Origin of the sequence: Legionella feeleii (assembly GCF_001467625.1) — a bacterium.
Classification (GTDB): Bacteria; Pseudomonadota; Gammaproteobacteria; order Legionellales; family Legionellaceae; genus Tatlockia; species Tatlockia feeleii.
Map to the genome: position 1 here is coordinate 1 of NZ_LNYB01000029.1, position 15232 is coordinate 15232.

A 15232-nucleotide genomic window follows, 5' to 3' on the forward strand; every position below is an offset into this window, starting at 1 on the left:
CAATTGCTATGGACGAAGGGTTGCGTTTCGCAATTCGTGAAGGTGGCCGCACAGTTGGTGCCGGTGTAGTCGCTAAAATCATTGAGTAAGTGATTGATGGTGTGAAACTTCAGGGTTTCACACCAAGGTGTAAGATAGGCCAGTAGCTCAATTGGCAGAGCGGCGGTCTCCAAAACCGCAGGTTGGGGGTTCGATTCCCTCCTGGCCTGCCAACTACTAGATAATTATGAAAAATACGAATGGTTCCACTATGAACTTTAAAGAAATTATGTTGTGGTTTGGTATCGGGCTAATCGCAATTTTAGCCTTTTTCTGTACCTATTACTTTAATTTCTCAGGTCCTATAAAAGTCATTATCTGGCTCGGTTGGTTTGTGTTAACAGGATTGTTAGGTTTTTTTACATCCAAAGGTAAAGAGGTCTTCGCATTTGCAAAAGACGCAAAGATAGAGTTGCAAAAGGTAGTCTGGCCGACGCGTCAGGAAACCGTTCAAACTACATCAATTGTTATGATCATGGTTGCAGTCACTGGATTCATTCTGTGGGGTATTGATTCTGGCATGATGTGGGTAATCGCTAAATTAACACATTTGGGTTGATAATACGGTGGAAGAGCAAAAAACTAAACAATGGTATGTGGTTCATGCCTATTCAGGTCATGAAAATTTTGTTATGCGTGAAATTAAATCACGCGCAGAGCACCACAACCTGCAAGATAAAATAGGTGAAGTAGTCGTTCCATCTGAAGAAGTTGTTGAAATGCGGGCAGGCCAAAAAAGGAAAAGCACCCGCAAATTTTTTCCCGGCTATGTGCTGGTGAATATGGTTATGGATGATGAAACCTGGCATATGATTCGCGCAATTCCACGTGTCCTGGGTTTTATTGGTGGGACCAGTCAAACGCCGACTCCCATTTCCGATAAAGAAGCTCGAGCAATTCTGCAACGTGTTGAAGATGGTGTTACTAAACCCAAGCCGAAGATTCTGTTTGAACCAGGTGAGGTGGTTCGAGTTAAAGATGGACCATTTGTTGATTTCAACGGCGTTGTCGAAGAGGTCAATTATGAGAAAAGCAGGCTGCGAGTGGCAGTGCTCATATTTGGTCGTTCTACACCGGTTGAACTTGAGTTCAGTCAAGTAGAAAAGACTTAATTTGTTTGTATGTTAACCGGGGAGTCAAATTAGTATGTGCCCTTGATGATTGAAGGGTAACTATGAACTGACGTTATACCCATGAGGAGTAATGATGGCTAAAAAAGTAGAAGCATATATAAAATTGCAAATTCCAGCCGGTAAGGCTAATCCAAGCCCACCAGTTGGTCCTGCCTTGGGACAACGTGGTGTTAACATCATGGAATTCTGTAAGGCTTTTAATGCGCAAACTCAAAATATGGAACAGGGCTTACCTACGCCCGTAGTGATTACCGTATACAGTGATCGCAGCTTTACCTTTATAACCAAGACACCACCAGCATCTGTGTTGCTTAAAAAGCAAGCAGGTATTCAGAGTGGAAGTGGAACTCCCAATACCAAGAAAGTGGCTAAGCTTAACCGTGCTCAACTTGAAGAGATTGCTAAAACAAAAGAGCCTGATCTTACAGCGGGTAGTTTGGACGCGGCAGTACGCACTATTGCAGGAACTGCACGCAGCATGGGTATTGAGGTTGAAGGTATTGAATAAGGGGTTACCATGGCTAAGTTAAGTAAAAAACAGCAAAAAATTCGTGAAAAGGTTAAGCTTAATCATCTTTATAACGCAGTCGAAGCGATAGAGGTGTTAAAGGAATTTGCTAGTAGTAAATTTAAAGAAAGTTTTGATGTAAGTTTCAATCTTGGTGTTGATCCACGTAAATCTGATCAAGTTGTACGTTCATCAACTAACCTGCCAAAAGGTACAGGAAAAACTGTACGTGTTGCAGTATTTGCGCAAGGCGACAACGCTACTAAAGCAAAAAATGCTGGAGCTGACTTGGTTGGTTTTGAAGATCTGGCTGAACAAATTAAAGCAGGCGAAATGAATTTTGACGTTGTAATTGCAACGCCAGATGCAATGCGCATTGTAGGGCAACTTGGACAAATTCTAGGTCCACGTGGTTTGATGCCTAACCCTAAGGTTGGTACTGTAACAATGAATGTCGAAGCGGCTGTTAACGATGCCAAATCTGGTCAGGTTCGTTATCGAACTGACAAGAATGGTATTATCCACTGTTCAGTCGGCAAAGCAGATTTTAGCGCAGATGATTTGTTGGCGAACATTTCTGCATTGATGGCAGATTTACGCAAAGCCAAGCCAGCTTCATCAAAGGGTGTGTATTTTAAGAAAATATCATTTTCTACTACAATGGGACCGGGTTTGCCTATTGATATTGCTACAATACCCGTGTAACATATATCGCCCTTTAAACCGCTTTCACGGCATAGACATGGTTCGATGCCGTCGAAGACCGCAGGTGCCGAAGGCTTAATTTCCTGCGCAGACGGTGAACCGGCTCCGGAACTTTCCGAGACGGCCACCATAACTGTCAAATCCAAAGGATTTGCACAACTTAGGAGGTCAGTAACGTGACGTTAACATTAGCTGCAAAAAAAGCTGTTGTTGAAGAAGTGACTGTAGTTGCTTCTAAGGCTATTTCGGCAGTCGTTGCTGATTATCGTGGTTTAACAGTGAATCAAATGACCCAGCTCCGTAGCGGAGCACGCAAAGCCGGTGTTTACATGCGAGTAGTGCCAAATACACTTGCCCGCAGAGCTTTTGAAAAAACCGAATTTGCTTGCTTAAGTGACAAGTTGGTAGGTCCTTTGTTTATTGCATTGTCACTTGAAGCACCAAGTGATGCGGCAAGAATGCTGAAGGATTTTGTTAAAACATTTGATAAGCTTGAAATCAAAGCATTAGCAGTGAGTGGTAAGGTTTATGAAGCCGATCAGCTTGATGCGGTTGCTAGCTTGCCAACTCGTGATGAGGCATTAGCCAAATTGCTGTATGTGATGAAAGCGCCTGTTGAGAAGTTTGTCCGTACACTTGCAGCCCCGCATACCAAATTGGTTAGAACGGTTGCTGCTGTTAAAGACACAAAGTAATAAACCACATAATCTTTTAATATTTTAACTTAGGAGCTAGAAATGGCTGTATCTCAAAACGACATTCTTGACACAATTTCTAAAATGTCAGTAATGGAAGTGGTAGAACTTATCGAAGCAATGGAAAAGAAATTCAACGTATCTGCTGCTGCCGCTGCTGTTGCTGTTGCCGCGCCAGCTGCTGGTGCTGCTGCTGCCGCTGAAGAAAAAACTGAGTTTGATGTAGTAATGTCAAGCTTTGGTGCCAATAAAGTAGGCGTTATTAAAGCAGTGCGTGAAATTACTGGTCTGGGCTTGAAAGAAGCTAAAGACTTAGTAGAAGGTGCTCCTTCAACAATTAAAGAAGCTGTATCTAAAGACGAAGCCGCTGACATTAAGAAGAAGCTTGAAGAAGCTGGCGCGTCTGTCGACGTTAAGTAATACCGTTGTTTATATGTATAAAAACCCGGCCATGGTCACATGGCTGGGTTTGTGTGTTTGATGACATCAATAATTTACAGAGGAACCACCATGGCAATTGCAAAAGCTAAACCTCAATATTCACATGCTGAGAAAAAACGATTTCGCAAAAGCTTTGGTAGGCAAGCAGATAAGATGAAAATTCCTAATTTGCTTGAGATCCAGCTAAAGTCCTATAGTGATTTTTTACAGGCCGACTCCAAGAGCGGGCAGCAAAATACAGGTCTGCACGCTGCGTTCTCGTCAGTATTTCCCATTGAAAGTTTTTCTGGTAATGCTCGACTGGAGTACGTGAGCTATAAATTGGGTGAGCCGGCATTTGACGTAAAAGAATGTAAACTCCGTGGATTAACTTATTCAGCCCCTTTGCGGGTGAAAATACGACTCGTTGTCCTGGATAAGGATGCGGCAGGCGAGCCTAAGCCTATTAAAGATATTCGTGAACAAGATGTTTTCATGGGTGAAATACCCTTAATGACTGACGTGGGTACTTTTGTTGTTAATGGTACAGAGCGCGTTGTTGTATCTCAATTACATCGTTCACCTGGCGTTATATTTGAACATGATAAGGGTAAAACACATTCTTCCGGGAAATTGCTGTACTCCGCCCGTACAATACCTTACCGTGGTTCATGGTTGGATTTTGAATTAGATCCCAAGGATTGTGTTTTTGTGCGAATTGATAGACGTCGCAAATTACCTGTGACTATTTTATTGCGCGCTTTAGGCTATGAGACAGAAGAGATCTTAGGTGAGTTTTTTGAATCTACTTATTGCCAATTAAGAAATGGTGAATTCCATATTAATTTAATTCCCGCAAGACTTCGGGGTGAAATTGCTTCATTTGACATTGTTGTTCCAGAAACTGGTGAGTTAATTGTTGAGTTAGGTCGCCGTATTACTGCCCGCCATATTAAGCAGATGGAAAAGAGCAACATGCAGGATCTCGTTGTTCCCAGAGATTATTTGATTGGTAAAATTCTGGCAAAACATGTCGTTAATACAGAAACTGGCGAGGTGCTCGCTCAGGCCAATGATGAAGTGACAGCTGAATTACTAGACCAACTTGCTGAACAAGGAATTTTCAATTTTGAAATGATCTATACCAATGATCTCGATCATGGCTCATACATTTCCGATACGTTGAAGATAGATCCTACCACCAGTCAGCTTGAGGCTTTGGTTGAAATCTATAGAATGATGCGCCCTGGAGAGCCTCCGACTAAGGAAGCTGCAGAAGCCCTATTCAAGAATCTTTTCTTTGCTGAAGACCGCTACGATTTATCGGCAGTCGGTCGTATGAAATTTAATCGACGTGTAGGTCGAAAGGATGATACTGGCCCTGGTACTTTAACTAAGGAAGACATCCTCGCTGTTATCAAAACACTCATCGATATTCGTAACGGTATTGGTATGGTTGATGATATTGACCACCTCGGTAACCGTCGTGTACGTAGCGTTGGTGAAATGGCTGAAAACCAATTTCGAGTTGGTTTGGTTCGTGTGGAACGTGCAGTTAAAGAACGTTTGAGTTTAGTCGAATCAGAAAATTTGATGCCGCAGGATCTGATTAATGCTAAACCAGTCTCTGCCGCGATCAAAGAGTTCTTTGGTTCTAGCCAATTATCACAGTTTATGGATCAAGTTAACCCGCTGTCAGGTGTTACTCACAAGCGCCGTGTTTCAGCTCTTGGCCCAGGCGGCTTAACCCGTGAGCGTGCCGGTTTTGAGGTTCGTGACGTTCATACAACGCATTATGGTCGAGTATGTCCTATTGAGACACCTGAAGGACCAAACATTGGTTTGATTAACTCGTTGTCTGTTTATGCACGTACAAATGACTATGGCTTTATTGAGACACCTTGCCGAAAAGTGGTTGATGGCCATGTTACTGATGAAATCGAATATCTCTCCGCAATTGAAGAGGTTGATCAGTACATTGCTCAATCAAGCGTTGAAGTGGATGCAAAAGGTAAAATCCTGGCTGATCTCGTACCTTGCAGACACCAGAACGAATTTTCACTGACAACGCCAGACAAGATTAACTATATGGATGTGTCACCTAAACAAATCGTTTCTGTGGCTGCATCGCTGATTCCATTCTTGGAGCATGATGATGCTAACCGGGCTTTGATGGGCTCAAACATGCAACGTCAAGCTGTACCAACTTTACGTTCTGAAAAGCCGTTGGTAGGAACTGGTATGGAGCGCACAGTTGCTTCAGACTCAGGGGTGTCCGTTGTTGCGAAACGGGGTGGTATTATTGATTTAGTTGATGCTTCTCGTATTGTTGTCCGCGTCAATGATGACGAAACAACAGCAGGTGAGGCTGGTGTTGATATTTATAACCTGACAAAGTACTTTCGTTCAAACCAGGATACTTGTATCAATCAAAGGCCGATTGTTTCTGCCGGTGATCGTATCCAGCGTGGTGATGTGCTTGCTGACGGTCCATGTACCGACATGGGTGAGCTTGCTCTGGGACAAAATTTGTTAGTTGCTTTCATGCCTTGGAATGGTTACAACTTTGAGGATTCTATTCTGATTTCTGAGCGAATTGTTCAAGAAGACAGATTTACTACGATCCACATCGAAGAATTAACTTGTATTGCCAGGGATACCAAACTAGGTACAGAAGAAATTACAGCTGATATTCCGAATGTTGGTGAATCAGCTTTGGCTAATCTGGATGAGTCTGGTGTTGTCTATATTGGAGCTGAGGTTAGTGCGGGTGATATTTTGGTTGGTAAGGTAACACCAAAAGGTGAAACACAACTTACCCCGGAAGAAAAACTACTACGCGCTATTTTCGGTGAGAAGGCATCTGATGTGAAGGATTCTTCTCTACGTGTTCCTTCGGGAATGAATGGAACAGTAATCGATGTCCAAGTCTTTACACGCGATGGTCTTGAAAAAGATGAACGTGCTAAGAGTATTGAAGAAGAGCATCTGGCACGAGTTCGGAAGGATTTGATCGACGAGCGTCGTATCCGCGAAGAAGATATTTATCATCGCGTAAACAGTTTGCTGCTGAATAAATCTGCGACTGGTGGACCAGGCGCAATAAAAGCCGGCACTAAAATTACTGCAGCACATTTAGAAAAAATCGACAGGGAAAAATGGTTTGATATTCATGTTGATGATGATGCTGTAAGCCAGCAATTGGAACAGCTTTCCAAGCAATTAGAGTTACTCAGCAAGGAAATGGAAAAGCGCTTTAACGATAGCCGTAAAAAAATAATTCAGGGTGATGATTTAGCTCCTGGCGTATTGAAGATCGTAAAAGTCTATCTAGCTGTTAAGCGTCGCATCCAGCCTGGTGACAAGATGGCCGGACGGCACGGAAACAAAGGGGTTATTTCAATCGTTGTTCCAGTGGAAGACATGCCTTATATGGAAGACGGTACGGCTGTAGATATCGTACTAAATCCATTAGGGGTACCTTCGCGTATGAATATCGGGCAGGTATTGGAAACCCATCTTGGTCTAGCTGCTAAAGGGCTTGGCCATAGAATTGCTGCACTATTGGATAATCAAGGCTCTACCGCTGAAATCAGGGATTATTTAGGAAAAATATATAATCATGATGATCTGGAGCGTGTACGCCTGGACAGTCTCGATGACAGCGAATTGATGTTGCTGGCGGATAATCTGAGAGATGGTGTTCCAATGGCAACGCCAGTGTTTGATGGTGCAAGCGAGGCAGAAATTAAATCCATGCTTGAGTTAGCCGGTTTACCTGCTGATGGGAAGACAATATTGTTCGACGGAAGAACTGGTAAGCAATTTGATAATCCAGTAACCGTTGGTTACATGTACATGCTCAAGCTGAACCATCTAGTTGATGACAAAATGCATGCACGTTCAACAGGATCGTATAGTCTGGTAACCCAGCAACCTCTTGGTGGAAAGGCACAATTTGGGGGTCAACGGTTTGGGGAGATGGAAGTGTGGGCCTTAGAGGCTTATGGTGCCGCTTATACGTTGCAAGAGATGTTAACAGTTAAATCGGATGATGTCGGTGGAAGGACTAAGATATATAAAAACATAGTCGATGGCGATCATCGAATGGATCCTGGTATGCCTGAGTCTTTCAATGTGTTACTGAAAGAAATAAGGGCATTGGGGATTGATATCGAATTGGATCACGACTAATCGTTCACTGAATAATTCTGACTAATAAATTTTTGGAGGCATAGACTTGGCTACTCTAGACCCGATGAGAAAACCGCCTGTAATGAGTGACCTGCTTGGTATCCTCAAACAACAGGGACAAAGTGAAGAATTTGATGCAATTAAAATTGCACTGGCTTCACCTGATTTAATTCGTTCATGGTCTTATGGTGAGGTGAAAAAGCCAGAGACTATCAATTACCGTACGTTCAAACCTGAGCGTGATGGATTATTCTGCGCGAAAACGTTTGGTCCGGTAAAAGACTATGAATGTTTATGCGGTAAATATAAGCGTCTTAAACACCGTGGTGTTATCTGCGAAAAGTGCGGGGTTGAACTCGCGCTTGCCAAAGTACGGCGTGAACGTATGGGGCATATTGAATTAGCGAGCCCAGTAGCGCACATCTGGTTCCTTAAATCATTGCCATCCCGTATTGGTCTTTTGCTTGATATGACACTGCGTGATATCGAACGAGTTCTCTATTTCGAAGCATTCGTCGTTGTTGATCCAGGTATGACAGAATTGGAGCGCGGCCAATTACTGAATGATGAAGTTTATCTTGACGCCATGGAACAATATGGTGATGAATTTGATGCCCGTATGGGTGCTGAAGCAATTCGCGATTTACTCCGTCAGATTGATTTAGAAGAAGAAATTAAATCTTTGCGTGAAGAATTGCCGACAACGAATTCAGAAACGAAGATTAAGAAAATCACCAAGCGATTGAAACTGCTCGAAGCTTTTTATGAATCAGGTAATAAACCTGAGTGGATGATCATGGATGTGTTGCCGGTGCTTCCTCCGGACTTACGCCCACTTGTCCCTCTCGATGGAGGACGCTTCGCTACGTCAGACTTAAACGATCTTTATCGCCGAGTTATCAATCGTAATAATCGTTTAAAGAGACTTCTTGATTTAAGTGCACCTGATATTATTGTTCGTAATGAAAAGAGAATGTTGCAGGAATCAGTTGATGCTTTGCTTGATAATGGTCGTCGTGGTCGTGCGATCACTGGTACCAATAAGCGTCCATTGAAATCTCTTGCAGATATGATTAAAGGTAAGCAAGGTCGTTTCCGCCAAAACCTTCTTGGAAAGCGTGTTGATTATTCTGGACGTTCTGTAATTGTAGTGGGCCCAACTTTACGCCTGCATCAATGTGGATTGCCAAAGAAAATGGCTTTGGAATTATTCAAGCCATTTATTTTTAGCAAGCTTGAGTTTAGAGGTTTGGCAACTACGATTAAAGCGGCCAAGAAAATGGTTGAAAGAGAGGAGCCTGTTGTTTGGGATATTCTTGATGACGTTATTCGCGAACATCCCATTCTACTCAACCGTGCGCCGACACTTCATAGACTTGGTATTCAAGCATTTGAGCCTGTATTAATTGAAGGTAAAGCCATCCAATTACATCCCCTGGTCTGTACAGCATATAACGCTGACTTTGACGGAGACCAGATGGCAGTCCACGTGCCATTGACTTTAGAGGCACAGTTGGAGGCACGTTCCTTAATGATGTCGACAAATAATATTTTGTCGCCAGCAAGTGGGGAGCCGATCATTGTACCTAGCCAGGACGTCGTGTTGGGACTTTACTATCTGACCCGTGAGCGCATTAATGCGCTGGGTGAAGGTAAGATTTTTGCAAGTGCGCAAGAAGCTCAGAATTTTTATGAAGCAGGTTATGTAGATATCCATGCGAAAGTAAAAATTAGAATGCCCCGAGAAGATGGCGAGGGTTTCCACTTGGTAGAGACGACTGTTGGGCGCGGTATTCTTGCTGATATTCTGCCTAAGGGAATGCCTTTTGCACAGATTAATAGGGCAATGACCAAGAAAGCCATTACTAAGGTTGTAGATAGTTGCTACCGTAAATTTGGTTTGAAAGAAACGGTTATCTTTGCTGACCAGCTTATGTACACTGGATTTAAATATGCGACTCGAGCCGGTGCTTCAATCGGTATCGAGGATATGGAAATCCCAGATGATAAAGCTTCGATCATTGAGCAGGCCGACAATGAAGTTCGTGAGATTGAATCTCAGTTCCGTTCTGGTCTGGTTACCAATGGCGAACGCTATAACAAAGTAATTGATATATGGTCGCGAACCAACGAAATGGTAGCCAAGTCGATGATGGCTAAAATTGCTACCGAAGAAGTTGTTGACCGTAGTGGTAAGGTTTTACGTCAAGAATCCTTTAACCCAATCTTTATGATGGCCGACTCTGGCGCTAGAGGATCTGCTGCCCAGATCAGACAGCTTGCTGGGATGAGGGGATTAATGGCTGCACCAGACGGCTCGATTATTGAGACACCAATTACAGCTAACTTCCGCGAAGGTCTAAACGTATTCCAGTACTTTATTTCCACTCACGGAGCGCGTAAAGGTCTAGCTGATACAGCATTAAAAACAGCAAACTCAGGTTACCTTACTCGCCGCTTGGTAGACGTGGCACAGGATGTGGTTATTACAGAAGATGATTGCGGTACAGAAAATGGCATCTTGATGCAGCCGTTGATTGAAGGTGGTGACATTGTTGAGCCATTGCATGAGCGTGTACTTGGACGCGTCGTTGCTAAAGATGTTTATGTTCCTAACCAGGATGAGCCGGTTGTTACGACAGGCACCTTGCTGGATGAAGATTGGGTTGAGGAACTGGAAAAATTTGGTGTTGATCAGGTTACTGTTCGTTCACCCATTACCTGTGATACTCGCTTTGGCCTCTGTGCTAAATGTTATGGACGTGACTTAGCACGTGGTCATTTAGTCAATACTGGTGAAGCGGTCGGTATTATTGCTGCTCAATCAATCGGGGAACCAGGAACTCAGTTGACCATGCGTACGTTCCACATCGGGGGAGCGGCATCAAGAGCGACGGCAGCAAACAATATTCAAATTAAGAATAAAGGTGTGATTCGCCTGCATAACATCAAAACAGTAACCCACGAAAATAGTAACCTTGTTGCTGTTTCCCGTTCAGGTGAGGTTTCCATTGTTGATGATTTTGGTCGTGAGCGAGAGCGTTATAAACTGCCATATGGTGCGGTCTTAACTGTACATGACAACATGGCTGTAGAGGCTGGGCAGGTTATTGCTACCTGGGATCCACATACCCACCCGGTTATATCTGAAGTAAGTGGCCGTCTGAAGTTTGTCGATCTTCTGGAAGGCTTGACTATGAATCGCCAAACTGATGAGTTAACTGGTTTGAGTAATATCGTAGTAACGGATGCCAAGCAACGTACAGCAGCAGGCCGTGATTTACGCCCGATGGTTAAACTAGTCTCTGATGATGGTGATGATATCTACCTGGCTGGTACGAATGTTCCTGCACAATACTATTTGCCAGTGGATGCAATTATTAATTTCGAAGATGGCAGTGCAGTGGGTATTGGGGATGTTATTGCCCGTATCCCACAGGAACGTTCTAAGACCCGAGATATTACCGGGGGTCTACCACGTGTAGCTGACTTGTTTGAAGCCAGAAAGCCAAAGGATGCGGCTGTTATGGCTGAAACATCAGGGCTAGTGAATTTTGGTAAGGAAACGAAGGGTAAGAGACGGTTGATAATAACTGCGTCGGAACAACATTCACATGAGGAACTCATTCCTAAATGGCGTCATATTTCTGTCTTCGAGGGTGAGCATGTTGAGCGTGGTGAAGTAATAGCAGATGGACCTCTCAATCCGCACGATATTTTACGTTTGCTTGGTGTTGGTGCTTTGGCGAATTATATTGTCAATGAAGTACAAGACGTATACCGCTTACAAGGCGTGAAGATTAACGACAAGCACATTGAAACAATCGTTCGGCAGATGTTACGTAAACGTGTCATTACGTTTGCTGGAGATTCAAAATTCCTTGTTGGTGAGCAAATCGAAGAGAGCATGATGTTGCAGGAAAATGATAGGCTCGCTGCTGAAGGAAAAGTAGTGGCTCAAGGTACACCAATATTACTTGGTATTACTAAGGCCTCTTTGGCAACTGAATCATTCATTTCCGCTGCGTCATTCCAGGAAACAACTCGTGTTCTGACAGAAGCGGCTGTAAGTGGGAAAGTTGATGAATTGCGTGGTTTGAAAGAGAACGTGATGGTAGGTCGCTTGATTCCAGCAGGAACCGGCTATGCATATCATCAAGGCCGAAAAGCGAAGCGCGCGAAAGCTGCTGCTGCAGGTACTGAGCATAATGCGCATATGGTGACTGCTAGTGATGTACAACATGCGTTAAGTGAAGCACTTAATGCAGACAGTCATGATGAATAAAGCTGATCTATTACCAGTGGGTTTGAACTTGACAAACCCGCTGGACCTATATAGAATCCGGCCTCCTTATGCACTCGAAATAAATACAAATTGAAAGTTCGGAGTTAAGAATAAATGGCTACTATTAATCAGTTAGTAAGAAAGCCTCGCGTGAACGCCAAGAGAAAATCTAACGTTCCCGCATTGGAATCATGTCCGCAACGACGGGGTGTATGTACACGTGTTTACACCACAACACCTAAAAAGCCTAACTCAGCTATGCGTAAGGTTGCTCGTGTTCGTTTGACAAATGGTTTTGAGGTGTCTTCATACATCGGTGGTGAAGGCCACAATTTGCAGGAACACTCTGTAGTACTAATCCGTGGTGGTCGTGTTAAGGACTTGCCAGGTGTGCGTTATCACACTGTACGCGGTAGTTTGGATACTTCCGGTGTGAACGACCGTAAACAAGGCCGTTCGAAGTACGGAACCAAAAAACCGAAAGATAAGAAATAATCTGATTTTAGGAAGCTAGAAATGCCAAGAAGAAGAGAAGTCCCCAAACGCGAGATTTTGCCTGATCCAAAGCATCACAGTGAATTGCTCGCAAAGTTTATCAATGTGCTGATGATTAGCGGTAAAAAATCAACTGCTGAAAAAATTATTTATGGCGCGTTGGAGTTGCTGAACGATCGCGTTAAGAAGGCTAGAAAAAGTGATGATGAGAGTGGCGAGCAAGGCAGTACTGGCAGCGCTACTGGCGTTTTACAATATTTCGAGCAGGCACTTGACAATGTTCGACCAAGCGTTGAAGTTCGTTCACGACGTGTCGGTGGTGCAACCTATCAGGTTCCAGTAGAAGTACGCACTGATAGAAGTATCGCTTTAGGAATGCGTTGGATTGTTCAGGCAGCACGCTCACGCGGTGAAAAAGGCATGATGCTACGTTTGGCTGGTGAATTAATGGATGCCTTTGAAAGCAAAGGGTCAGCTGTGAAAAAACGTGAAGATACCCATAAGATGGCAAAAGCTAACCAGGCCTTTGCACACTTTAGATGGAATTAAAAGAGAGGTATGTCGTGTCTACTCCATTAGAACTGTACAGAAATATTGGCATTGCCGCGCACGTTGATGCAGGTAAGACCACCACTACTGAGCGTGTTCTTTTTTATACGGGTGTCTCGCATAAAATTGGTGAAGTACATGACGGAGCTGCAACAATGGACTGGATGGTTCAAGAGCAGGAGCGGGGGATTACGATTACGTCCGCTGCAACTACCTGCTTCTGGCCAGGAATGGACAAGAATTTTGCACCTCACCGTATCAATATTATTGATACCCCAGGGCACGTAGACTTCATGATTGAGGTAGAGCGTTCTCTGCGTGTTCTTGATGGTGCTGTTGTGGTATTTGACTCAGTTTCTGGCGTTGAGCCACAATCAGAAACAGTGTGGCGTCAGTCTGACAAGTATGGTGTACCACGTATCGTATTTGTTAATAAAATGGATAGAATGGGTGCTAATTTCCTGCGAGTTGTCGCTCAGATTAAGCAGCGCCTTGGTTCAAATCCTGTTGTTGTACAGTTGCCTATCGGTGCTGAAGATTCATTTAAAGGTGTTGTTGACCTTATCAAAATGAAAGCGATTGAGTGGGACGAAGAATCTAAAGGTATGGCCTTCAAATACGTTGAAGTACCTGCAGATATGAAAGCTCAATGTGAAGAGTACCGTGCCAAAATCATTGAGGCAGCTGCTGAAGCTAATGAAGAGTTGATGGAAAAATACCTCGAAGGTGGGGAGTTTACAGAAGAAGAAATTAAGAAAGCACTTCGTAAACGCACAATTAACAACGAAATTGTTCCTGTCTTTTGTGGTTCTGCCTTTAAGAACAAAGGTGTACAAGCTGTTCTTGATGGTGTTGTTGAGTATCTCCCATCTCCACTCGATATCCCGGCGATTCGTGGTGTTGACGAAGATGGCGAAGAAATTCATAGAAAGACATCTTATGATGAACCTTTCTCGGCGTTGGCATTTAAAATTGCTACTGATCCGTTCGTTGGTAACTTAACCTACTTCCGTGCTTATTCTGGTATTGTGAGAAGTGGTGATACAGTATACAACCCTGTAAAAGGTAAAAAAGAACGTATTGGTCGTTTGCTGCAAATGCATGCTAACTCACGTGAAGAAATTAAAGAAGTCAGAGCTGGTGATATCGCCGCCGCAGTAGGTTTGAAAAACGTAACTACCGGCGATACACTTTGCGATGTCGATAAGGTAGTAACGCTTGAGCGTATGGACTTCCCTGATCCAGTGATCGCAGTTGCTGTGGAACCCAGGACAAAAGCTGATCAGGAAAAAATGTCAATTGCTCTTGGCAAATTGGCACAAGAAGATCCATCATTCCGTGTTCATACTGATGAAGAGTCGGGCCAAACAATTATTCAAGGTATGGGTGAATTACACTTGGAAATTATTGTTGACCGTATGAAACGTGAGTTCAATGTGGAAGCCAACGTTGGCAAGCCACAGGTTGCTTATCGTGAAACCTTAAAAGCCAGTGTTGAACAAGAAGGTAAATTTGTTCGTCAATCAGGTGGGCGTGGTCAATACGGACACGTTTGGCTGAAACTAGAACCTCAAGAGCCAGGTGCTGGCTATGAGTTTGTAAATGCTATCGTAGGTGGTGTTATTCCCAAAGAATATATACCTGCGGTTGATAAGGGTGTACAAGAACAGTTGCAAAATGGTGTTATTGCTGGATATCCAGTGGTTGACGTCAAAGTTACGTTGTTTGATGGTTCTTTCCACGAAGTGGATTCAAGCGAGATGGCATTTAAAATCGCTGGTTCACAATGTTTCAAGCAAGGTGCATTGAAAGCTAAGCCTGTGTTACTTGAACCCATAATGGACGTTGAGGTAGTTACTCCTGAAGATTACATGGGTGATGTCATGGGTGACCTTAATCGTAGAAGAGGTATGGTTCAAGGGATGGAAGATTCACCGGCGGGTAAAATTGTCCGTGCAGAAGTTCCACTTGCTGAAATGTTTGGTTATGCAACGGACCTGCGTTCAGCAACTCAAGGTAGAGCTACTTACACCATGGAGTTTGCTAAATATTCAGAAGCACCAGCAAACATTGCTGAAGCAATTATCAAGAAACAATAAAAGTTAATGAGGTATTGAAAATGGCGAAGGAAAAATTTGAGCGTAAGAAGCCACACGTTAACGTTGGCACGATTGGTCACGTAGATCATGGTAAGACGACATTAACGGCG

The 15232-nt window shown here is 43.6% G+C and carries 13 protein-coding genes and 1 tRNA gene; all 14 read left to right on the forward strand.

Annotated features, from left to right (window positions below; genetic code table 11):
• Nucleotides 1–89, forward strand: an 89-nt coding sequence (locus Lfee_RS16655) for an EF-Tu C-terminal domain-related protein (protein WP_080443364.1), incomplete at its 5' end; no start/stop codon positions are given.
• A 47-nt stretch (nt 90–136) separates the two neighbouring features.
• Nucleotides 137–212: transfer RNA gene (locus tag Lfee_RS04980), tRNA-Trp, on the forward strand.
• A 38-nt stretch (nt 213–250) separates the two neighbouring features.
• Nucleotides 251–598 (forward strand): preprotein translocase subunit SecE, encoded by a 348-nt coding sequence (gene secE / locus Lfee_RS04985; protein ID WP_238584864.1) that lies wholly within the window; start codon nt 251–253, stop codon nt 596–598.
• Between the two features lie 7 nt (nt 599–605).
• On the forward strand, nt 606–1151 hold the full coding sequence (gene nusG, locus Lfee_RS04990) for a transcription termination/antitermination protein NusG (protein WP_058444510.1): 546 nt from the start codon (nt 606–608) through the stop codon (nt 1149–1151).
• A gap of 94 nt (nt 1152–1245) precedes the next feature.
• Entirely contained in the window at nt 1246–1680 is a 435-nt protein-coding gene (gene rplK, locus Lfee_RS04995) for a 50S ribosomal protein L11 (protein WP_058444512.1), read from the forward strand.
• Between the two features lie 9 nt (nt 1681–1689).
• Nucleotides 1690–2385, forward strand: a complete 696-nt coding sequence (rplA, locus tag Lfee_RS05000) for a 50S ribosomal protein L1 (protein WP_058444514.1) — start codon at nt 1690–1692, stop codon at nt 2383–2385.
• 176 nt (nt 2386–2561) lie between these two features.
• Entirely contained in the window at nt 2562–3080 is a 519-nt protein-coding gene (gene rplJ, locus Lfee_RS05005; protein WP_058444516.1) for a 50S ribosomal protein L10, read from the forward strand.
• A 42-nt stretch (nt 3081–3122) separates the two neighbouring features.
• A complete protein-coding gene (gene rplL / locus Lfee_RS05010; RefSeq protein WP_058444518.1) occupies nt 3123–3500 on the forward strand; it encodes a 50S ribosomal protein L7/L12 in 378 nt (125 codons plus the stop codon).
• A gap of 90 nt (nt 3501–3590) precedes the next feature.
• A complete protein-coding gene (gene rpoB / locus Lfee_RS05015; protein ID WP_058444520.1) occupies nt 3591–7694 on the forward strand; it encodes a DNA-directed RNA polymerase subunit beta in 4104 nt (1367 codons plus the stop codon).
• An 82-nt stretch (nt 7695–7776) separates the two neighbouring features.
• Nucleotides 7777–11979, forward strand: a complete 4203-nt coding sequence (gene rpoC / locus Lfee_RS05020) for a DNA-directed RNA polymerase subunit beta' (protein ID WP_058444528.1) — start codon at nt 7777–7779, stop codon at nt 11977–11979.
• A gap of 114 nt (nt 11980–12093) precedes the next feature.
• Complete coding sequence (rpsL, locus tag Lfee_RS05025) at nt 12094–12474, forward strand: 30S ribosomal protein S12 (protein WP_058444522.1); 381 nt, start codon at nt 12094–12096, stop codon at nt 12472–12474.
• Nucleotides 12475–12495: 21 nt separating this feature from the next.
• Entirely contained in the window at nt 12496–13023 is a 528-nt protein-coding gene (rpsG, locus tag Lfee_RS05030; protein WP_058444524.1) for a 30S ribosomal protein S7, read from the forward strand.
• Nucleotides 13014–15122: an elongation factor G gene (fusA, locus tag Lfee_RS05035; protein ID WP_058444526.1), complete on the forward strand. Its 2109-nt coding sequence runs from the start codon at nt 13014–13016 to the stop codon at nt 15120–15122. Before rpsG ends, fusA begins: the two co-directional genes overlap by 10 nt.
• A 20-nt stretch (nt 15123–15142) precedes the next feature.
• Nucleotides 15143–15232 (forward strand): GTP-binding protein (locus tag Lfee_RS16660; protein WP_080441849.1); only part of this gene is annotated, 90 nt, incomplete at its 3' end.